This is a genomic window from Streptomyces sp. APSN-46.1 (assembly GCF_022815725.1).
Taxonomy (GTDB): Bacteria; Actinomycetota; Actinomycetes; order Streptomycetales; family Streptomycetaceae; genus Streptomyces.
In genome coordinates this window covers 221,371-242,330 of sequence record NZ_JALGRF010000001.1, presented here as the reverse complement: position 1 = coordinate 242,330, position 20,960 = coordinate 221,371, and the positions used below count along the sequence as shown (strand labels likewise).

General features: G+C 71.6%; 13 protein-coding genes. 4 read left to right on the top strand and 9 right to left on the bottom strand.

Annotation, left to right across the window (positions count from 1 at the left end):
• Position 1: 1 nt before the first annotated feature.
• From MTF65_RS01095 to MTF65_RS01070, 6 genes are all read right to left on the bottom strand, one after another.
• Positions 2-3,430: an aminotransferase class I/II-fold pyridoxal phosphate-dependent enzyme gene (locus MTF65_RS01095; protein WP_243627252.1), complete on the bottom strand. Its 3,429-nt coding sequence runs from the start codon at positions 3,428-3,430 to the stop codon at positions 2-4.
• Between the two features lie 71 nt (positions 3,431-3,501).
• The gene (locus MTF65_RS01090; protein WP_243626252.1) at positions 3,502-4,443 is read right to left on the bottom strand and encodes an NAD-dependent epimerase/dehydratase family protein; all 942 of its coding nucleotides are present in this window, start codon (positions 4,441-4,443) and stop codon (positions 3,502-3,504) included.
• A 57-nt stretch (positions 4,444-4,500) separates the two neighbouring features.
• Positions 4,501-6,900, bottom strand: a complete 2,400-nt coding sequence (locus tag MTF65_RS01085; protein WP_243626251.1) for an excinuclease ABC subunit UvrA — start codon at positions 6,898-6,900, stop codon at positions 4,501-4,503.
• A gap of 187 nt (positions 6,901-7,087) precedes the next feature.
• Positions 7,088-8,818 (bottom strand): acyl-CoA dehydrogenase family protein, encoded by a 1,731-nt coding sequence (locus MTF65_RS01080; protein WP_243626250.1) that lies wholly within the window; start codon positions 8,816-8,818, stop codon positions 7,088-7,090.
• Positions 8,819-8,907: 89 nt separating this feature from the next.
• Positions 8,908-9,474, bottom strand: coding sequence for a PadR family transcriptional regulator (locus tag MTF65_RS01075; protein WP_243626249.1), 567 nt, complete (start codon positions 9,472-9,474; stop codon positions 8,908-8,910).
• Positions 9,475-9,536: 62 nt separating this feature from the next.
• The gene (locus MTF65_RS01070) at positions 9,537-10,484 is read right to left on the bottom strand and encodes a 5'-nucleotidase (protein WP_243626248.1); all 948 of its coding nucleotides are present in this window, start codon (positions 10,482-10,484) and stop codon (positions 9,537-9,539) included.
• A 72-nt stretch (positions 10,485-10,556) separates the two neighbouring features.
• On the opposite strand from MTF65_RS01070, the gene MTF65_RS01065 reads away from it, so the two are divergent.
• The gene (locus MTF65_RS01065; RefSeq protein ID WP_243626247.1) at positions 10,557-11,900 is read left to right on the top strand and encodes a radical SAM protein; all 1,344 of its coding nucleotides are present in this window, start codon (positions 10,557-10,559) and stop codon (positions 11,898-11,900) included.
• 145 nt (positions 11,901-12,045) lie between these two features.
• Positions 12,046-12,801, top strand: coding sequence for a DUF4118 domain-containing protein (locus MTF65_RS01060; protein ID WP_243626246.1), 756 nt, complete (start codon positions 12,046-12,048; stop codon positions 12,799-12,801).
• Between the two features lie 52 nt (positions 12,802-12,853).
• Here the strand turns inward: MTF65_RS01060 and MTF65_RS01055 are convergent, their stop codons facing one another.
• On the bottom strand, positions 12,854-13,825 hold the full coding sequence (locus MTF65_RS01055; RefSeq protein WP_243626245.1) for an SMP-30/gluconolactonase/LRE family protein: 972 nt from the start codon (positions 13,823-13,825) through the stop codon (positions 12,854-12,856).
• A 114-nt stretch (positions 13,826-13,939) separates the two neighbouring features.
• The gene (locus MTF65_RS01050; protein WP_279398527.1) at positions 13,940-14,398 is read right to left on the bottom strand and encodes an Lrp/AsnC family transcriptional regulator; all 459 of its coding nucleotides are present in this window, start codon (positions 14,396-14,398) and stop codon (positions 13,940-13,942) included.
• A 128-nt stretch (positions 14,399-14,526) separates the two neighbouring features.
• On the opposite strand from MTF65_RS01050, the gene MTF65_RS01045 reads away from it, so the two are divergent.
• Positions 14,527-15,504, top strand: a complete 978-nt coding sequence (locus MTF65_RS01045) for a DMT family transporter (protein ID WP_243626243.1) — start codon at positions 14,527-14,529, stop codon at positions 15,502-15,504.
• The gene (locus MTF65_RS01040) at positions 15,497-16,690 is read left to right on the top strand and encodes an aromatic amino acid transaminase (RefSeq protein ID WP_243626242.1); all 1,194 of its coding nucleotides are present in this window, start codon (positions 15,497-15,499) and stop codon (positions 16,688-16,690) included. Before MTF65_RS01045 ends, MTF65_RS01040 begins: the two co-directional genes overlap by 8 nt.
• Before the next feature lie 45 nt (positions 16,691-16,735).
• Here MTF65_RS01040 and MTF65_RS01035 read toward each other — a convergent pair whose 3' ends face one another.
• Positions 16,736-20,752 carry a bifunctional nitrate reductase/sulfite reductase flavoprotein subunit alpha gene (locus tag MTF65_RS01035; RefSeq protein ID WP_243627251.1) on the bottom strand — a complete coding sequence of 1,339 codons (4,017 nt, stop codon included), beginning with the start codon at positions 20,750-20,752 and terminating at the stop codon, positions 16,736-16,738.
• Between the last annotated feature and the right edge of the window lie 208 nt (positions 20,753-20,960).

Below are 20,960 nucleotides of genomic sequence, written 5' to 3'. Positions count from 1 at the left end.
CTCATCCGCCGGCGGACACCGCCTCCTCGGACAGGATCGACACAGCCCGTCGGATGTCGTCCTCACTGTGTTCGCTGGTGACGAAGAACCGCAGCCTGGAGAGCCCCTCCTCCACGGCGGGGTGGAAGATCGGATCGGCGATGACACCCCTGTCGTACAGCCGGTCCGCGAGGCGCAGGGTCCTCGTCGAGTCGCCGAGGATGCACGGCACGATCGGGGTGTTGGCGCTGGAGCCCGTCGCCAGACCCGCCGAGGCCGCCAGCCCGAGGAAGAGCTCCGCGTTCCGCCGCAGAGTGCGCACCCGGTGCGGTTCCGCGATGATCAGCTCGGTGGCGGCCAGCGCCGCGGCCGCGTTGGCCGGGGTCAGCCCGACACTGTAGACGAAGCCCGGCAGCGTGTGGCGCAGCCAGCGCACCATGCGGGCCGAGCCGCCGAGGTAACCACCGCAGCTGGCGAACGCCTTGGACAGGGTTCCCATCCACAGATCCACGCCGGACCGGTCGACGCCGAAGAACTCGCCCACGCCACGCCCGTGTTCACCGACGGTGCCGATGCTGTGCGCCTCGTCGACCATCAGCAGGGCGCCGTAACGCTTCTTCAGCTCGATCACGGCGGGCAGGTCGACGAGGTCGCCGTCCATGCTGTAGGCGCCCTCGACGGCGATCAGGACCCGACGGAACCGGGACCGGTTCAGCCGCAGCATGTGTTCCAGCTGGCCGAAGTCGTTGTGGGCGAACGGCCGTCGTGCCGCCCCGGACAGGGCGCAGCCCTGAAGGATGCTGTCGTGGGCGAGCGCGTCGTGCACCACGAGGTCCCCCGCTCCGACGAGGTGCCCTATCGCGGTGACATTGGTGGCATGGCCGCTCACCAGCGCCAGGCAGTCCTCGACGCCGAGGAATTCGGTCAGCGCCCGCTCCAGCCGGACCGTCAGGTCCCGTTCACCGGAGAGCACCCGGCTCGCGGAGACCGAGGTCCCGTACCGGTCCACCGCCCGGTGCGCGGCCTCGTTGACCGCCGGATGGCCGGAGAGCCCCAGGTAGTTGTAGCTGCCGAAGGACAGGTACGGCCGACCGCCGATCACGGTCGTCTCGCGGATGTTGCCCTCGTGGACCCGGAAGTACGGGAAGTCCGCGCCACTGCCGACGATCGCGCTCAAGCGCTCCTCGAACTGCCCCACCTCGGGGAAGTCATCGACGTGGGCCGTCTCGGCACTCCACTGCGCCCGGGTGTCCCGGGGCAGCGGATCACCGGGGGCCGGGGCCGCCGGCTCCGTGTGGTCCGGATCGGCCAGCGCGATCAGCCGCCCGATGGTGAGTTCGGGCGTGAACAACTCGTCGGTGCGCAAGCCCGGTATCCGCTTGTCGAGGTTGACCTCCAGCTCCTGCAACATCAGGGAGTCGAAGCCGAGATCGGTCACCAGCCTCATTCGCTCGTCCAGGTCGGAGAGGGGGAAGACGCCGGTCCGCGACACCTCTTCGAAGACGATGGACGCGGCGGACGCGCCGTCGGGCCGCGCCACCGCGGGCACAGGCTCGGGCACTGCCGCGGGCACGGCCACGGCTGTCGCCGCGGGCGAGTCCTCGGGGGTCCCGGCCATGTCCGCCACCTCGCGAGCCGACTCGTCCACGACCCAGTGGTGGCGCGGGGCGAGCGGGCTGGGCGGCAGGGTGCTCGGAGGTATGCGCTCCATCACCGGACGAAGCCCCGGTCCGGTGACGGCGCGCTCCGCGAGCCGGGCCAGCGCGGCCCTGCGCGCCTCGGCGGACAGCGACCCCGGCGCCGGCACGGCGACCTCCGACGGGTCACCCGGGGGTACCGTGCCGGTCGCCCGCCCCGGCCCGAGATCTCCGGTACGGCCTGCCGCCACGGCCTCGGCCGCCGCGGTCAGCTTGGCGGCGGCGTCAGCGGCGTCCTCCGCCACCAGGGCGAGGCGTTCGGTGAAGGGAGCCCGGCGGGCCAGGGTGTCCGCCACCCCGGCCAGCGACGGCTGGTCGTCGGCGATCGTGTGCGCCAGTTCCCGGGCGTAACGGGCGAGCCCGGCCCGGTCGCGAGCACTGAGGACCAGGAGCTGCGATTCGCCGGCCGGTGCCGGGCGGGCGGGTTCCGTGGCGCACTCCTCCAGCACCATGTGGACACCGGTGCCTCCGAAGCCGAACGCGCTCACGCCGGCCCGCCGCGGCTGCCCGTTCCCCGGCCATCGCGTCGCGGTCGTCGGGATGGTCAGCCTCGCGGCGTCGAGCCCGGAACGATCAGCCAGGTCGAACTCCGGCTGCGGGGGTATCACGCCCCGCTGCACGGCCAGGACCGACTTGATCAGTCCGGCCATCCCCGCGGCGTTGAGGGAGTGCCCGACCACCGACTTCACCGCCCCGAGGAAGGCGGGGGCGGCCTGCTCACCGCGCAGTTCGCGCAGGACGCCGACCTCGACGGGGTCACCGACCGCGGTTCCAGTGCCGTGCGCTTCGAGGTATCCCACCGCGTCCGGGGCCAGGCCGGCATCCCGGTAGGCCCGGCGCAGGGCGCGGAGTTGACCGGCCGCCTGGGGATGCATACCGCCCTGCACGGTGCCGTCGTTGGCCGTTCCCACGCCCCGGATCACCGCATAGACCCGATCGCCGGCTGCCAGCGCGTCGGCCAGGGGGCGCAGCGCCAGAACCCCCGCGCCCTCTCCCAGGACGAAGCCGTCGGCCTCCGCGCCGAACGGCAGGCACCTGCCGGTGCGCGAGATGGCGCCGATCCGGCACAGCCCCACCAGCAGATCGGGGGTGAGTATCAGTTGGGCGCCACCCGCGAGCGCGATGCGGCATCGGCCCGCGCGCAGCGCGTACACGGCGTTGGCCACGGCCATGAGTCCGCCGGAGCACGCCGAGTCCAGCGCATAGCTCTCGCCGTGCAGGTCGAAGACCGAGCTGATCGTGTTCGGCCCCATGTTGAGCAGGAGCCCGGCCACGGAGGTGCCGTGCAGCGGATCGACCGCGCGGACCGTCTCGGCGTACCGGGGGTCGGTGGCCCGCGCCCCGAACTCGCCACCGGCCAGCTGGCGCATCCGTATCTGCATGGTGCTGAGGGAGCGGTAGCCGCCCTCGGTGAGCGCCGTGATCACCGAGGTTTCCTCGCGGTCGAAGCCGTCCGCCTCCCAGCCCGCGTCCTGGATCGCCTCACGGGCGAGGTCGATCAGCAGTCGGGCTTGGGGATCCATCGCCCTGGCCCGCCGCGGCGGGATGCCGTAGTGCGCCGCGTCGAAGTGGCCCACGTCCGGCAGCAGCGCCATGGTGTCCGTGTACGTCGAGGACGCGTCACGGAAGTTGTCGCTGAGGAAGGTCGCGGTGCGCCACCGCGAGTCCGGGACGGTGGAGAACTGTGCGTGTGGGGCCTTCAGGAGCCGCCAGTACTGGTTCACGTTCCGCGCCCCCGGGAACCGGCAGGCCATCCCTACGATCGCGACGTCGTCACGCCGCGCTTCCCTCGAGTCCACTATCGAATCCATCCCTGTCACAGACGTCACCCGGCGCTGGCCAGTCGCTCACGCCACCACGTCACGGTCGCTTCCAGCTGCTCGTCGAGGGGGGTGGCCCGTACCGCGAACGCGGCCTCGTACGTGCTCGCGTCAACCACGAAGGGACGCTCGAACTGGTAGCGGATCTCCTTCAGTTCGCGGATCAGCGGGGAGACGAGCGAGGCGACGCCCAACACGGCCGACGGGAGCCGGCGCACCGCGACCGGCACCGTTCCCGCCTGAGCGGCGAGGCGGTCGACCATCTCCCGGGTGGACAGCGCGGGCTCCGTCGGGACGTGCCAGGGCCGCCCCAAGGCCCGCTCCTCGCCCGCGACCTCGACCAGGACCCTGGCCACATCGGGGAGGTAGGTCCAACTGTGCGGGACGTCCGGCTCCCCGAGCGTGGAGACCGGCTTGCCGCGCAGCAGCCGCGGCACGACCCGCGCGGCCAGGTGGCCGCCGTCGGTCACGCCGGGCCCGAAGAAGTCCGAGGCCCGTACCTCGACCGCCTTGATGCGGCCCTGCTCGTGCAGGGTCCGCGCCTGCTCCCAAACGGCGGCGCGCACCCGCCCCTTGGTGCCGGTTGCCGCGAGCGGCAGCTCCTCGGTCAGGGGACCGTCCACCGGACCGTAGCCGTAGAGGTTGCCCAGCATGACCAGGACGGCCCCGGTCTCCTCGGCCGCGGCACAGACCGACGAGGCCAGCGGCGGCCACTCACTCGCCCAGCGATGGTAGGGCGGGGCGGCGCAGTTGTAGATCGCCACCGCGCCCCGCGCGGCGGCGATCAGTCCCTCCCTGTGCGTCGCGTCCAACGCGACGTGCTCGATTCCGGGCTCCGGGCTTCGGCCCGACCTGGTGACAACCCGTACGGAATGCCCCTGTTCGGCCAGCAGCCGAGCGGTGGCCGCCCCGGCGGCACCGAAACCAATGACGATATGAAGGCTCACGTACGCACACTAGCGCGAGCTTCGCACGGGTCTGGTGTGAACCCCCAGGCTCGGTCGTCAGCTGCCGACATAGGCCGCGAGGTGCTCGCCGGTGAGGGTGGAGCGGGCGGCGACGAGGTCGGCGGGGGTCCCCTCGAAGACGATCCGGCCACCGTCGTGGCCGGCGCCGGGCCCGAGGTCGATGATCCAGTCGGCGTGCGCCATGACCGCCTGGTGGTGCTCGACGACGATGACCGACTTGCCGGAATCGACGAGCCGGTCGAGCAGGCCGAGCAGGTGCTCGACGTCGGCGAGGTGGAGGCCGGCGGTCGGCTCGTCGAGGATGTAGACGCCGCCCTTCTCGGCCATGTGGGTGGCCAGCTTGAGCCGCTGCCGCTCGCCGCCGGACAGCGTGGTGAGCGGCTGGCCGAGGCTGAGGTAGCCGAGCCCGACGTCGGCGAGCCGGTCGAGGATGCGGTGCGCGGCCGGGGTGTGCGCCTCGCCGGCGCCGAAGAACTCCTCGGCCTCGGTCACCGACATGGCGAGAACCTCGCTGATGTCGCGGCCGCCGAGATGGTACTCAAGGACCGATGCCTGGAACCGCTTGCCCTCGCACTCCTCGCAGGGGGTGGCGACACCGGCCATCATCGCCAGGTCGGTGTAGATGACGCCGGCGCCGTTGCAGGTGGGGCAGGCCCCCTCGGAGTTGGCGCTGAACAGCGCCGGCTTCACGCCGTTGGCCTTCGCGAACGCCTTGCGGATCGGGTCGAGCAGTCCGGTGTACGTCGCCGGGTTGCTCCGTCGCGAGCCGCGGATCGGGCCCTGGTCGATGGACACCACGCCGTCGCCGGCGGCCCCCGGCCGGTGTGGCAGCGACCCGTGCACGAGCGAGCTCTTGCCGGAACCGGCCACGCCGGTGACGACGGCGAGCACTCCGAGCGGGATGTCCACGTCCACGTCGCGCAGGTTGTTCGCCGTCGCGCCGCGGATCTCCAGCGTGCCGGTGGGCTTGCGCACCGTCTCCTTGAGGGAGGCCCGGTCGCCGAAATGGCGGCCGGTGACGGTGCCGCCGGCCCGCAGCCCCTCGACGGTGCCCTCGAAGCAGACGGTGCCACCCGCCGTACCGGCGCCGGGGCCGAGGTCGACGACGTGGTCGGCGATCGCGATCACCTCCGGCTTGTGCTCCACGACGAGCACCGTGTTCCCCTTGTCCCGCAGCCGCAGCAGCAGGTCGTTCATCCGCTGGATGTCATGGGGGTGCAGGCCCGTGGTGGGCTCGTCGAAGACGTAGGTGATGTCGGTGAGCGAGGAGCCGAGGTGGCGGACCATCTTGACGCGCTGCGCCTCGCCGCCCGACAGCGTGCCCGACGGCCGGTCGAGCGCGAGGTAGCCGAGGCCGATCTCCACGAACGAGTCGAGGGACTGCCGCAGCGCGGTGAGCAGCGGCGCCACGGAGGGCTCGTCGAGGCCGCGGACCCATGCGGCCAGGTCGCTGATCTGCATCGCGCAGGCGTCGGCGATGCTGATCTTGCCGATCTTCGACGACCGGGCCCCCTCGCTGAGCCGGGTGCCGTCGCACTCGGGGCAGGTGGTGAAGGTGACCGCCCGCTCCACGAACGCCCGGATGTGCGGCTGCATCGCCTCCTTGTCCTTGGACAGGAAGGACTTCTGGATCTTGGGGATCAGCCCCTCGTAGGTGAGGTTCACACCCTCGACCTTCACCTTGGTCGGCTCCCGGTAGAGGAAGTCCCGCATCTCCTTCTTGGTGTACTCGCGGATCGGCTTGGCCGGGTCGAGGAAGCCCGACTCGGCGTAGAGCCGCACGGTCCAGAAGCTGTCCGACTTCCAGCCGGGGATGGTGAACGCGCCCTCGGCGATCGACTTGGTGTCGTCGTAGAGCTGGGTGAGGTCGATGTCGGAGACCGTGCCGCGGCCTTCGCAGCGCGGACACATGCCGCCGGTCCGGGAGAAGGTCGCCTTCACGGCCTTCTTCGCGCCGCGCTCGACGGTGATCGCACCGCTCGCGCGGACCGAGGGGACGTTGAAGGCGTACGCGCCGGGCGGCCCGATGTGGGGCTTCCCGAGCCGGCTGAAGAGGATGCGCAGCATCGCGTTGGCATCGGTGGCGGTGCCGACCGTGGAGCGGGGGTCGGCACACATCCGCTGCTGGTCGACGCTGATCACGGTCGTCAGCCCGTCGAGCACGTCCACCTCGGGCCGCGCCAGCGTGGGCATGAAGCCCTGCACGAAGGCGCTGTACGTCTCGTTGATCAGCCGCTGCGACTCCGCGGCGATCGTGTCGAACACCAGCGAACTCTTGCCCGAGCCGGAGACGCCGGTGAACACCGTCAGCCGGCGCTTCGGGATCTCGATGCTGACGTCCTTGAGGTTGTTCTCGCGCGCGCCGTGCACACGGAGCAGATCGTGGCTGTCGGCAACGTGCGGCGCGGGCGACTGCCTGTCCGTCCTCGGGGCCATGCTTCGTTTCTCCATCCGTTGCGCGGGGCCGCCTGCGCGGTTTCCGTCGGCATCACGCTAGCCGGGACGCGGTGACCGGCGCTTCTCGAATCCTGACCGGTCCGGTCGGCGCTCACGGTCCAGGGCCACACGGCCGCCGGCCGCCCGCGGATGCGGGCGGCCGGCGGCGTGTGGGCTTCCTGAAGGGTTACGGAGCCATCTCGTACGACCCGGACAGGGCTTCGACGCGCTCCCAGACCCGGGCGGAGCGGGCCTCGTCGACGACCGGGCGGCGGACCGCGCCGAGCGCCCAGCGCTGCTGCTGCTCGGTCGCGGAGTCCTTGCCGTGCAGTTCGACGGCGTGCGCGGAGAAGTCGCGTACCAGGACGGCGAACAGTTCGTCGAGCACGTCCTCGTCCAGGCCGGTCAGGCGGGCCTGCTCCAGGATCAGCTGGCCGTGGACGACGAGCGCGAACAGCTGGCCGACGGCGAGGAGGAGGTCGAGGTCGCGGCTCTGCTCCTCGTCGGGGGCGGCGGTCGTGACGAACGCGCACAGGGCGTCGGCCTGCTCGCGGAAGCGGGCGACGTTCGGCACGGCGGCGTACGCGTCGTAGGCGGTGCGCCAGTCGTGGAAGCGGACGGAGCCCAGGCCGCGGGCCGGCCCCTGGCGGAAGAGGAAGGCGTCGTCGGCCGCGTCGTGGCGGGTCGGCACGGGGGCGTACTCGACCGGTTCCAGCAGGTGGTTGCGCATGAACTTGAGGATCAGGGCGAGGTTGACGTGGACCGTGCCCTCCAGCTTGGGCAGCCCGCGGATCTCCACGGCGGCCTGGGCGAAGTAGGTGTCCTTCTCGAAGCCCTTGGCGGCGATGACGTCCCACATCAGGTCGATGACCTTCTCGCCCTCGGTGGTCACCTTCATCTTCGTCATCGGGTTGAAGAGCAGGTAGCGGCGGTCGTCGGGGCCGGCGGAGCGGAAGTAGTCGACGGCCCGGTCGCTGAACAGCTTCATGCCGACGAGGCGGACGTACGCGTCGGCCAGCTCCCGGCGCACGTGCGGGAAGGCGGTGACGGGGCGGCCGTAGAGGACGCGGTTGTGGGCGTGGGTGACGGCCTCGTACATCGCGTGCTCGCAGATGCCGATCATGGCGGTGCAGAGGTTGAACTTGCCGACGTTGACGGTGTTGAGCGCGGCGTCGAAGGCGGCGCGTCCGGTGTGCAGGACGTCGTCGGCACCGACCGGGTAGTCGTCGAGGCGGAATTCGCTGACGTACTTGGAGGAGTCGACGACGTTCTTCACCAGGTGGTACGCGGGGTGGCGGCTGTCGGCGGCGAAGAACACGTACCCGTCGGGGCCCTCGATGTCGGTGCGGCGGCCGAAGACGGAGACGAGTCCGGCGGCGTTGCCGTTGCCGATGTAGTACTTGGAGCCGCTGGCCCGGAAGCCGCCGGCACCGGCACCGTCGGTGTACGGCTCCAGCAGCATGTCGGTGGAGTAGATGTCGGCGCCGTGGGTCTTCTCGGAGAGGCCGAAGGCGAACACCTCGCCCTGCGAGAGGAGTTCCGCCGCGCGGCCGCGCGCGGCGGCGTTGTCGCTCTGCCAGACCGGGCCGAGGCCGAGGATGGTGACCTGCCACGCGTACCAGTAGTCGAGACCGTAGAACCCGAAGATCTCGTTGAGGGCGGCGATCCGGGCGGTGTCCCAGCGCTGGTCCTCCCGGCCGGCGGCGGCGGCCGGGGTCAGGAAGGTGGCGAACAGGTCCTCCTTGGCGGCGAAGGCGAGGAAGTCGCCCAGCCAGGCGCGGGAGCGGTAGTCCTCGATCAGCCTGCGCTTGCCGCGGTCCTCGAACCAGTCGACGGTGGCGCGCAGCAGCCTGCGGGTCTCGGGGTCGAAGTGCGCCGGATCGTAGGTGCGCGGGTTGAACAGCAGCGAGTCGGCCATGGGGTTTCGCCTTCCGTGGTGCGAGTCGAGGGGTGCGGTGCCGTGCGGTGCCGTGGGAAAGGGCGGTGCGGCTGGGAAGGTGGTGCGGTTCAGGCGGGCGAGGGCCCCGCGCCGAGCCGGTGGAGGGTGGCGAGGACGTCGTCGAGCCAGGCGATCGTCATCCGTTCGTACGCGATGCCCCCGCGCAGCACGGCGTGCTGGAGCTCCTGACCCGCGTCGAGCGGTGTGGGCGCGTCGGGCCCGGTGAAGTCGCGCAGTTCCCCGGCGAGATAGTGCGCGAGCCGGTCGTTGTGCACCTGGTGGTGCCGCTCGACCTCGCGGAGCAGCGCCGCCGGGTGGTCGAAGGCCGCGCCGCGGATCTTCACGGCGAGGTCGTGACGCATGCTCTCGGGTTCGATCGGCTCGTGCAGCCACCGGGAGAGGGCGGCGCGGCCGGGGCCGGCGACGGAGTACTCCTTCTTGTCCGGCCGGCCCTGCTGCGCGACCTCGCGGACGGCGAGCAGGCCGTCGCCCTCCATGCGCTTGAGCACGCGGTAGATCTGCTGGTGCGTGGCGGTCCAGAAGTAGCCGATGGACCGGTCGAACCGCCGGGCCAGCTCATAGCCTGAGCCCGGCTGTTCCAGCAGGGAGACGAGGATCGCGTGTTCGAGCGCCACGCCCCGATCCTTCTATGCACCTTGTTGCATAGACAAGGGGCGGCACCGGGGTGAGACGCGGCTCACCCGAGCCGTTCGTTCGCCTTGCCGAACGGGACGTGCACGCTGGGGGTGTTCCGGGACGGGCCGGCCAGATGGCTCATCTGGTCGTCGAAGAAGATGTGCGGCTTGAGCACGCCGATGATCGCGCCCTTGTCGATGCCGCCGAGGAAGAAGGCGTCGTTCACCGTCACGCCCCAGTTCTTCAGGCTGCGCACCGCCCGCTCGTGGGCGGGCGCGTTCCGGGCCGTGACCAGGGAGACGTGCACCCGGATCCGGTAGTCCGGGTCCCGCCGCCGCCGTTCCTCCTCGCGCTGCTGGACCCGGTTCACACCGGCCAGGAAGTCGCGCAGCGGCCCGGGGAGGTGGGGCGTACCGGCGTGCGTGTGCTCGTGGGAGCGGAAGGTGTCCAGGCCGCCCGTCTGGTAGATCTGTTCGGCGGCGTCGTCGGCGAGGACCCCGTCGAAGTCGAACGCGATCCTCAGGTCCCGGTCCTCGGCGTCGTCCTCGGACAACGCCGAGGACGACCCCAGGACGTACCCGGCGGGCAGGCCCGCCGCGACGGCCTCGCGGACGTCGTCCTCGTTGGCGGACAGGAACAACGACATGTTGAGCGCCGGCATGAACCGGTGCGGTGAGCGTCCCTGCATGAAGATCGCGCGGGTGATCGGCAGGCCGTGGGTCTGGATGGACCTCATCACCCGCAGCCCGGTGTCCGGGTCGTTGCGCGACAGGACGATCACTTCGACCAGCGGATCGTCAACGGGGCCCAGGTCGTTCAGCGACAGGAGCCTGCGGATGAACGGGTAGGCCACGCCCGGTTCCAGGGTGCGGTCCACGTGCTCTTCCTGGTACGCCCGGTACCCCGCCTCCCCCTCTTCGCGGAAGACCGCGTCCGCCTCGGTCAGGTCGAACAGGGCGCTGGAAGCGATCCCGACCACGAGACGTCCGGCGAGGTCGTAAGGGGCCACGACGTCTCCCTCCAATGGGCCGACATGATGATCTCATTGTCGCAGGAGAAGGATTCAGGAATGGAGCAGCACATGGAGAGCCTCAGGCGTACCGATCTGGTCGAGGACCTGATGGGACGCTTCCCGCAGGTGCCCCGGGAAGCCGTCATCAAGGAAGACCTCCTGCGGGGTGGCATGGCCTTCGACGAGTCGGCGCTCAGCGGCACCGCCGACGGGGCTTCCGGCGACGTCAAGCCGAAGTCGTACTTCATCTTCTCGTTCGATCACCGCACGCTGCCGGAGCTCGGCGCCGCCGCGCTCAACCGGCCGCCCGAGGAGATCGTGCTCACCGGCGGCCCGTACGAACTGCGGCGCACCGTCGTCTCCGTACGGGTCAACCCCGACTCCCCGTACGTGGTGCGGGGCGGCGAGGACGGCACGCTCGGCCTCTATCTGGACGGTGCGCGGATCGCGGACGTCGGCCTCCCGCCGATGCCCGAGTATTACCGGCACACGCTGTCGAACGGCAAGTCGGTGATGGAGGTCGCCCCGACCATCCAGTGGGGTTACCTCATCTATCTGACGGTCTTCCGGGTGTGCCAGTACTTCGGCGCCAAGGAGGAGTGCCAGTTCTGCGACATCAACCACAACTGGCGCCAGCACAAGGCGGCAGGCCGCCCCTACACGGGGGTGAAGCCGGTCGAGGAGGTGCTGGAGGCACTGGAGATCATCGACCGCTACGACACCGCGGGGACCTCCAGGGCCTACACCCTCACGGGCGGCTCGATCACCTCACAGGTCGCCGGCCGCGACGAGGCCGATTTCTACGGGCACTACGCCAAGGCCATCGAGGAGCGCTTCCCCGGCCGCTGGACCGGCAAGGTCGTCGCGCAGGCGCTGCCCCGCGACGCCGTGCAGCGCTTCCACGACTACGGCATCAAGATCTACCACCCCAACTTCGAGGTGTGGGACCGCCGGCTGTTCGAGCTCCACTGCCCCGGCAAGGAGCGCTACGTCGGCCGCGACGAATGGCACCGCAGGATCCTGGACTCCACCGAGGTGTTCGGTCCTCGCAATGTGATCCCCAACTTCGTGGCCGGCATCGAGATGGCGGAGCCCTTCGGCTTCACCAAGGTGGACGAGGCGATCGAATCGACGGCCGAGGGGCTGCGGTTCTTCATGTCCCACGGCGTCGTGCCCCGGTTCACCACCTGGTGCCCGGAACCGACGACACCGCTCGGCAAGGCCAATCCGCTGGGCGCCCCGCTCGAATACCACATTCGGCTGCTGGAGACCTACCGGGCGACACTGGAGGAGTACGGCCTGAGCTCCCCGCCCGGCTACGGCCCGGCCGGCCCCGGGCGTGCGGTGTTCTCCGTCAGCTCGTTCATGGACAGCCTCGAAGGACTCGAAGGACTGGCAGACACCGCTTCCTGACGGGTCCCGTGCCCGCCGGAGCCGTCTCGTACCGTGTCAGCCGGCGTGGACGTGTGGCCGGCGGGCACGGTCGGGTTCGGCTCGGTCCGGGATGTGCGCGGGTGAGCGGCGGGGTGCAGGCTTGATCCGGACGGGAGGCCTGGAGATGTCCGGAAACTCGTATCGGCTCCGCGACCGGATGGCGCTGCTCGCGGCGCTCGCGGTTCCGTTCCTCGTGGCGCTCGCGCTCGTTCCGTTCCGTACTGATCTTTCGGCCACGAACGCCGCTCTGATCATGGTCCTCGCGGTGGTGGCGGTCGCGTCCCTGGGCACGAGGGCGGCCGGGGCGCTCGGCGCGCTCTCGGCGGCCGCCTGGTTCGACTTCTTCCTGACCGAGCCGTACCAGCGGTTCACCATCCGTGACCGCGAGGACATCGAGACCTCCGTCCTGCTGCTCGTCGTCGGCCTGATCGTCTCGCAGCTCTCCGTCCGCGCCCGACGGCTCCGGACGGCCGTGGCGACCGACACCGCGTATCTCGACGCCCTCCAGTCGACCGCCCGGCTCGCCGAGGACGGCGGTTCGCCGGAGGTCGTGGTCGAGCACGTGCGCCGCGAGCTGATCGGTCTGCTGGGGCTGCGCGGCTGCCGCTTCGAGTACGGAACCCTGATGGGTCACCTGCCGCGGATGGAACACGACGGCGGTGTGTGGTTGCGCCGCGACGACCTGATCACCGAGTACGCCGACTGGCCCGAGGGCGAGACCGAACTGCGGGTGATCGGCGGCGGCCACTACTACGGCCGCTTCCACCTCGACGCCCGGCCCGGCCCGCTGCCGCCCGAGCAGGCCCGCCAGGTGGCCGTGGTGCTGGCCGCGCAGGCCGGAGCCGCCCTGGGCACGGCGGGGCCGACCCACTTGGGCTGACCACCACCGCCCACCAGCGGCTTCACCATGACCCCGTGGCGCCCGGAGCGGATTACGAAGGGGTCACAGGGCGTTCGGCGCCGGCGGGGACTTCGTAGATCTTTCCGTCGATACCCGCCCGGTAGAGCCGGCCCTCCGAGAAGCCGCGGTCGCCGTGTCCGTAGGTGATCTGGGTGGAGAGGTGCATGCCCGACTCCACGGCGCAGAGGCTTTCGCCCTCCGCCCGCCAGATCTGCCCCGCCGCGTGGGTGGCGATCAGCGGGCGGCCCCTGCCGTCCAGGGTGAGCCCGTCGGGGAGCGCGAGGGCGTCGGACGGATCGGCGGAGATCCACCGCCGCGGGTGCGAGGGGTCGGCGACGGGAATCCGGTACAGCCCCGGGGCGACCGTCGTCTGGATGACGTAGACCTCGGACCCGTCCGGGGACACGGCGATCCCGTTGGGCTGCCGCACCTGCGCCCAGAGGGGGTCCACCCGCCCGTCCGGCGTGACACGGCCTATGCCGCGGCCGCCCAGGGTCGTGGTGTACACGGTGCCGTCGGGCGCGAGGGCGACGCCGTCGATTCCGCCGAGTCCCGAGGCGTACGTGCTGACCTCTCCGGAATCCGGGTCCACGCGCAGGAGCTTCGACACCGGGAGGGCGTCACCGGTGAGCGAGTGCACGAGGTCGTTGCCGGTGCCGACGAGGAGTTGGCCGTCGTCGCGGATGACGATCCCGCCGTTGGCGCCGATGTTGCCGGTGAGCGCGACGGGGGCGCCGCCCGGCGCGTCGATGCGGTAGACCCGACCGGTGTAGTAGGCGGTGGCGAACATCCGGCCCCGTCGGTCGACGGCGATCGACTCGACCCAGTCGGGTACGCGCGCCACCTCCACCGGCGGCGACGCCGACCCGGTGGCGCCGCACGTCGGTGCCGCCCGCGCGGGGACGGGTGCGAGCACACCCGCGGCCGCGGCCAGTACGACGGCCGGCATGACGACGCGTCCCGCCCCGCCCAAGGCGGTGCGGAGCATCCTGGTCAGCCTCATGGGTCCCCTCCCCCTGGCCCGGTTCTCCTTGCCCGCCGAAGTATCGGCTCCCGCCGTCTCCCCGCGCGACCCCCTAGGTCACCAACGGCCTGTTACCGCCCACCGGCGCGTGGATCAGGTGGGGCGGGGGTAGACGCGGGACTGCTTCACGCTGCCGAACGCGAAGCTCGACTCGATCGACGCGATGCCGGGGATGGCGTGGATCCGGTGGCGCACCAGGGCCTCGTAGGCCTCCAGGCTTTCGATCACGACCCTGAGCAGGTAGTCACTGCTTCCGGCCATCAGGTAGCAGTCCTGGATGTGCTCGATGACCGCGACGTGCTCCTCGAAGACCCGGACCGCCTCCCCCGTGTGGCGTTCCAGCCGTATCCGGACGAACACGGTGATCGGGAGTCCGAAGGCGACCTGGTCGACCATGGCCGTGTAGCCGCGGATCAGGCCGGCTTCCTCCAGGCGCCGCACCCGGCGCAGACAGGGGGACGGGGACAGCCGGACCCGGTCGGCGAGGTCCTGGTTGGACAGCCGGCCGTCGGCCTGCAACTCACGGATGATCTGCAGATCGACTGCGTCCATCACCACTCCTTGGCAGATTCTGCCCTAAACCTATGCCTGAGAGGCAGAACTGGCAATCGGCTGCCCCGCCCGAGGATCTAGCGTTGCCTCATGGCCGGATCCGGCCCCCAGGAGCTGGAGGAGCCGTCTTGGCCGCACCGAACACCCCGCCCGCGACGGCGGGCCGCCCCAGGCTGTCCCCGCAGGCCCAGGGCATGCTCGCGCTGCTGGTGACCGTGACCATCTGGGCCGCGTTCGCGCTCAGCGCCCGCGCCCTGAGCAGCTCCTCGCTCCTGCCCGCCGACGCGGCCCTGCTGCGATTCGGCGTCCCGATCGCCGTGCTCGCGCCGGCGCTGTGGCGGCGCCGCCGGCGGATCGCCGCGGTACGCCCGGCCGCCGCCGCGAAGATCATCTGCGGGGCGGGCGTGCCGTTCTTCCTGGCGGCGATGTACGGCGGCTCCCTCACCTCGGCGGCCTTCGTCGGCTCGATCGTCCCCGGCATGGTGCCGCTGTTCGTGTCCGCGCTGATGGTCGCCGGCGGCCGCGGCGCGCCCCGGGGAACGCAGTCGGCCGGGCTCGCGCTGATCGGGGTCGGCGTGGTCGCCCTCGTCTGGCGCTTCCTCGCCCCGCCGGACACGCAGGTGCTGGCCGGCGCCGGCGTACTCCTCGTCGCCAGCGGGCTGTGGGCCCTGTACACGGTGGGGCTGAAGGAGGTGGACCTCGATCCCGTGGGATCGATCGGGCTGCTGTGCCTGCCCTCCTTCGCCGTGATCGTGCTCCTGGTCCTGTCGGGGGCGCTCCCCACCGGCATCGCGTCCGCCGCCGGAAGCGACATCGTGCTGTTCCTGGTGGTGCAGGGGCTCGGTGTCGGTCTGTGCGCCGGTCTGCTGTACGCGTTCGCCATCCGCCGGCTCGGCGCCGAGCGCAGCTCCGTCGTGGGCAGCCTCAGCCCGGTCGCCGTCGTGCTGCTCGCGATCCCCCTGCTCGACGAGTCTCCGACCCCGGCCGTGCTCGTCGGTGTCCCCCTCATCACCGCGGGCGTCGTCCTCGCCAACCGGCGCCCCCGATCCCGATCCCGACTCCGCTCGCAATCCCGTCCCCGACCCGAGGTTCCCGCAGATGCTTGAGCTCCTCCTCCCGCCGCCCGTCGACCCGCTGTGGGACCTGACCGAGGCGTTCGGCGCCGACGCGCGGCCCGAGCGGCTGAACCTCGTCCTCGGCGTCTACCGCGACCACACGGGCGGGACCCCGGTCATGGCGGCCGTACGTGAGGCCGAGCTGCGACTGGCGGAACGTTCCGCCTCCAAGGAGTACCGCGGGCTCTCCGGCAACACCGCCTTCAACCGGGCGATGCTGTCGCTGGTCCTGGGTTCCGGCGGTTCGGCCGAGCGGGCCGTGGCGGTCCAGACCGTCGCGGGCAGTGGCGCGCTGCGGCTGCTGGCCGATCTGATCTGCCGGACCCGCCCGGGCACCACGGTGTGGATCAGCGACCCCGCCTACGTCAACCACCGGCCGATCCTGGAGGCCGCCGGCCTGAAGGTACGGACGTACGGATGGCTCGACGCCGAGGGCCGCTCCGACACGGCGGGCCTGCTGCGGGACCTCTCCGGCGCCCGCCGCGACGATGTCGTCCTGCTCCAGGGCTGCTGCCACAACCCCACCGGGGTGGACCCGTCCGCGGACGTCTGGGAGGCCCTGGCCGACCTCGCCGCCCGCGACGGCTGGGTTCCCTTCGTCGATCTCGCGTACCACGGGCTCGGCGACGGTCTCGAAGCGGACCTGGCGGCCACCCGGATGCTCGCGGAGCGGGTACCGGAGATGCTCATCGCCATCAGCTGCTCGAAGAACTTCGGCCTCTACAGCGACCGCACCGGATGCGCCGTCGTCCTCGGCGCGTCCCGCCAGTCGCTGCGGCACGTCGAGACGGCGCTGCAGAACGCCGCGCGGACCCTGTACTCCATGCCTCCGGAGCACGGAGCCGCCGTCGTGACGGCCATCCTGGAGGACGACGGGCTGCGGGCCGCCTGGCGGGCCGAACTGGACGCCATGCGCGGCCGGATCGAGACCAACCGGACCGAGCTGACGGCGCGCCTGGGCGCACTGGGCTGGGACACCCAGGCGGAGTCGCTAGCGCGGCAGAAGGGGATGTTCTCGATGCTGCCGCTCGCGCCGGAGCAGATGATCCGGCTGCGCGGCGAGTTCGCCATCTACGGCACGACTGCGGGCCGGATCAACATCGCGGGAATCCCGGTGGAGCGGATCCCCTGCCTCGCCCGGGGCATCGCGGGGGTCCTGGCCGGGGGCGCGGCCTGACCGGCGGCGGCTCCGGCCGCCGCCGCTCCCGCCACCGCTCCGGCTTCAGTACACGTCGCGGACGTACCGCTTGTCGGCGGCGAGCTGTTTGACGTACACGGCGGCCTCGCCCTCGGACAGGCCGCCGTGGACGCGCACGATGTCGCGCAGGGCGCTGTCGACGTCCTTGGCCATGCGGGAGGCGTCTCCGCAGACGTAGAAGTGCGCGCCGTCCTGGAGCCAGGACCACAGCTCGGGTCCGTGCGCGCGCATCCGGTCCTGGACGTAGACCTTGGCGCGCTGGTCGCGGGAGAAGGCGGTGTCGAGACGGGTGAGGGTGCCGTCGGCGCGCAGGGCGGCCAGTTCGTCCTCGTAGTAGAAGTCGGTGGCGCGGTGCTGTTCCCCGAAGAACAGCCAGTTGGAGGCGCGGTGGCCGCGGGCGCGGCGCTCTTCGAGGAAGCCCAGGAACGGGGCCACTCCGGTGCCGGGGCCGACCATGATCATGGGGGTGGCCGGGTCGGCCGGCGGCCGGAAGTACGAGGTTCGCCGGACGTGGACGGGGATGAGCGCACCGTCCTCGGAGTCGGCGAGGAACGGTGAGCAGACGCCTTGGCGGGGGCGGCCGCGCAGGTTCTCGTACCGGACGACGGAGACGGTCAGGGACACCCGGTACGGGTCGATGAGCGGGCTGGAGGATATGGAGTACAGGCGCGGCTGGAGGCGCCCCAGCACCTGCGCCCACTCCGCCGCGCTCGCGCGCACGGGGTGTTCGGCGACCGCGTCCGCTGCCTGGCGGCCCCAGCACCACTGGGCGAGGCAGTCCTTGTTGTCCGGGCGCAGCAGTCTGCGCAGTCTCTGGTCGCCGCTGCGCTCGGCGAGGAAGCGGAGCAGGCCGGGGGTGATCTTCGTGATGTCCAGGTGGTGGCGCAGCGCCTCGGCCCAGGGGACGGGTCCGGGGCCGCCCGGGCCGCCGGGATCCACCTCGGCGGCCGGATCGGTGCCGGTGACGGCCAGCCATTCGGCGACGAGTTCCGGGGAGTTGGCGGGGTGTATGCCGAGCGCGTCGCCCGCCTCGTAGCGGAGCGGCGTCCGGCTGTCACGGGTGTCGAAGGTGAACCGGCGGACCTCCTTGCCGGAGCCGGGCAGGCTGAGCAGCCGGTTGCCGACGAGGCGGGCGGTGACCGGTGCGGGCGTGCGCGAACCTCCGCCACCACCGGCGGCGGGCGCGGGCGGAGGCGCCGGTGCGTGGGGACGGGGCCTGAGGGACGTGAGGGACGTGAGGGACGTGAGGGAGGCGAGGACCTGGTCCAGCCAGGCGGCAGCCGATGCCTCGTAGTCGGGCTCGCAGTCGGTACGGGGAGCCAGGCGGACGCCGCCCAGCTCGCCGAGGCGTTCGTCCAGGCGGCGGCCGTGCCCGCAGAAGTCGCTGTACGAGGAGTCCCCGAAGGCGAGGACGGAGTAGCGGCGGCCGTCCAGGCGCGGGGAGTCGGCGGCGGCCAGCGCGTCCCAGAAGGCGGCGCCGTTGTCGGGGGCGTCGCCGTCCCCGAAGGTGCTGGTGATGACCAGGAGGTCGGCGGCGGCGGGGAGGGCGCCCGGGTGGGTGGCGGCCATGTCGAGGAGCGCGGCGCGGTGGCCGGCGGCGTTGAGCTCCCTGGCCGCGGCGGCGGCGAATTCCTCGGCGTTGCCGGTCTGCGAGGCCCACAGGACCGCCACCTCGCGGCCGGAGGCGGCTTCGGCGCCGGGGTGTTCCTCCGATTGCGGCCGGGCGGCAGCCCGCGAGTACAGGCCGGCGAGGACGCCGTTGACCCAGCGGGCGTGCTCCTCGCTGAACGGCGCGCCCGGCGGCAGTACGGGGACCCCCGGCACGCCCGCGCGTTCCGGTTCGGCAGCCAGTCCGGTGAGGAACCCGGCGAGGTACTGGCGCTCGTGCTCGGTGAGGACCGGCGGCGGCACGGTCTCGACACCGAAGGCGGCAGCGGCACCGGGTGCGCCGGCCGTCGGAACGGCCGCGACCTTCGTCAAGGTCACCGCGCAGACCTTGAACTCGGGCTGGAAGGAGAGCGGATCCACGGCGTCGCTGGTCACCGCGTTGATGCTGAGGTACTCGCCGAACAGGTCGTTCCAATGGAACGGAGCGAAACAACACCCCGGCCGCACCCGGTCGGTGACCACCGCCGGGAGCACGGCACGGCCGCGCCGCGAGGCGACCTCCACCGCGTCGCCGTCGGCTATGCCCAGGGCCCGCGCGTCCTGCGGGTGCAGCTCCACGAAGGGGCCGGGATTGAGCCGGTTGAGCTTGCCGACCTTCCCGGTCTTCGTGAGGGTGTGCCACTGGTGCGGGACCCGGCCGGTGTTGAGGAGGTACGGGAACTCCTCGTCCGGCATCTCGGCCGGCGGGACGTGGGGGCGGGCGAAGAACACGGCGCGGCCGCTCGGCGTCGGGAACACCGGCCCGGCGTCGCCGTCCACGTAGCGGATCGGGTTGCGGTCCGGGCCGTCGGCCGTCGGCGCGGGCCACTGGACGGGGGCGGCGCGCAGCCGCTCGTAGGACACGCCTCGCAGGTCGTAGCCGGTCTTCGGGTTCGCGGCGCCCTTGAGCTCCTCGAAGACCTCCTCCGCGCCGGCGTAGCCGAAGGCGTCCGCGTACCCCATCTCGCAGGCGACGCGCGCGATGATCTGCCAGTCGGCGAGGGCCTCGCCCGGCGGGTCGGCGGCGGGCGCGGCGAGGGTCAGGTTCCGCTCGCTGTTGACCATGACACCCTCGGCCTCGGTCCACAGCGCGGCCGGCAGGACGACATCGGCGTAGGCGTTGGTCTCGGTGTCGGCGAAGGCGTCCTGCGTGATGACGAACTCGGCGGCCTCCAGGCCCTCGATGACCGTCTTGCGGTTGGCGACCGAGGCGACGGGGTTGGTGCAGATGATCCAGCAGGCCTTGATGTCGCCGTCCGCGAGCCGCCGGAACATGTCGATGGTGCCCTGCCCGGAGCCGTCCGCGCGGAGGGCGCCGGGCTCCAGTCCCCACAGTTCCTCGGTGAACGCGCGGTCCGCGTCGGCCAGTACCGAGCGTTGCCCCGGCAGGCCGGGTCCCATGTAGCCCATCTCGCGCCCGCCCATGGCATTGGGCTGTCCGGTGAGGGAGAAGGGGCCGCTGCCCGGCCGGCAGATCGCGCCGGTCGCCAGGTGCAGGTTGATCAGGGCGTTGGTGTTCCAGGTGCCGTGGGTGGACTGGTTGAGCCCCATCGTCCAGCAGCTCATCCACTCCCCCGCCCGCCCGATCCACTCGGCCGCGGTGCGCAGGTCGGCCTCGGGTATCCCGGTGATCTCGGCGACGGTGGCGGGCGGGTAGTCGGCGAGGAATTCCGGCATCGCCTCCCAGCCCTCGGTGTGGTCCGCTATGAACCCGGGGTCGGTGTGCCCGTTCTCGACGAGCAGGTGGAGCAGGCCGTTCAGCAGCGCGAGATCGGTTCCGGGGCGGACCGGCAGGAAGAGGTCGGCCTTGTCGGCGGTGGCGGTGCGGCGCGGGTCGACGACGATCAGCTTCGCGCCCGCCCTGACCCGCTCCATCATGCGCAGGAAGAGGATGGGGTGGCAGTCGGCCATGTTGGAGCCGATGACCAGGAAGACGTCCGCGCGGTCGAAGTCCTCGTAGGAGCCCGGAGGACCGTCGGCGCCCAGGGACAGCTTGTAGCCGGTGCCCGCGCCGGCCATGCACAGCCGTGAGTTGGACTCGATCTGGTTCGTCCGGACGAACCCCTTGGCCAGCTTGTTGGCGAGGTACTGCGCCTCCAGGCTCATCTGCCCGGACACGTAGAAGGCGAAGGCGTCCGGCCCGTGCTCGTCCACGATGGCCCGCAGCCGCCGCGCCGTTTCGCTGATCGCCGCGTCGACGGGGGCGGGCCGCGGCTCGGCGTCGCGTGCGGTGCGCAGGAGCGCGGTGGCCAGCCGTCCGGGTGCCGCGAGCATCTCCGCGGTCGTCGCGCCCTTGGTGCACAGCCGGCCTCGGTTGGCGGGGTGCGCCTTGTCCCCGGTCGCCTTGAGGACCGTACGCCTGCCGTCCGGGCCCACCCCGATGTCGAGGAGCATGCCGCATCCGACGCCGCAGTAGGAGCAGACCGTCCGCACCTCTCCGGTGCCGGCCCGCGGGTCCGCTGATGCCACGGGACGGGTTCCTTTCATGATCGAATCACGCCACCGAACCGTACCAAGCGTACGGTTTCACAGATATAACTTCCGGCGAACACCGGGCCTCCAGGTCATCTGTCCCGGACTATTGACTCTGCATCCAACAGTC

What these genes read in the sequence shown, in the direction of transcription:
- MTF65_RS01095 (WP_243627252.1), bottom strand. Translation starts at nt 3,430, where the DNA reads ATGGCCTGCCGGTTCCCGGGGGCGCGGAACGTGAACCAGTACTGGCGG.
- MTF65_RS01085 (WP_243626251.1), bottom strand. Translation starts at nt 6,900, where the DNA reads ATGGCCCCGAGGACGGACAGGCAGTCGCCCGCGCCGCACGTTGCCGAC.
- MTF65_RS01080 (WP_243626250.1), bottom strand. Translation starts at nt 8,818, where the DNA reads ATGGCCGACTCGCTGCTGTTCAACCCGCGCACCTACGATCCGGCGCAC.
- MTF65_RS01065 (WP_243626247.1), top strand. Translation starts at nt 10,557, where the DNA reads ATGGAGAGCCTCAGGCGTACCGATCTGGTCGAGGACCTGATGGGACGC.
- MTF65_RS01060 (WP_243626246.1), top strand. Translation starts at nt 12,046, where the DNA reads ATGTCCGGAAACTCGTATCGGCTCCGCGACCGGATGGCGCTGCTCGCG.
- MTF65_RS01055 (WP_243626245.1), bottom strand. Translation starts at nt 13,825, where the DNA reads ATGAGGCTGACCAGGATGCTCCGCACCGCCTTGGGCGGGGCGGGACGC.
- MTF65_RS01050 (WP_279398527.1), bottom strand. Translation starts at nt 14,398, where the DNA reads ATGGACGCAGTCGATCTGCAGATCATCCGTGAGTTGCAGGCCGACGGC.
- MTF65_RS01040 (WP_243626242.1), top strand. Translation starts at nt 15,497, where the DNA reads ATGCTTGAGCTCCTCCTCCCGCCGCCCGTCGACCCGCTGTGGGACCTG.
- MTF65_RS01035 (WP_243627251.1), bottom strand. Translation starts at nt 20,752, where the DNA reads ATGCTCCTCGACATCGGGGTGGGCCCGGACGGCAGGCGTACGGTCCTC.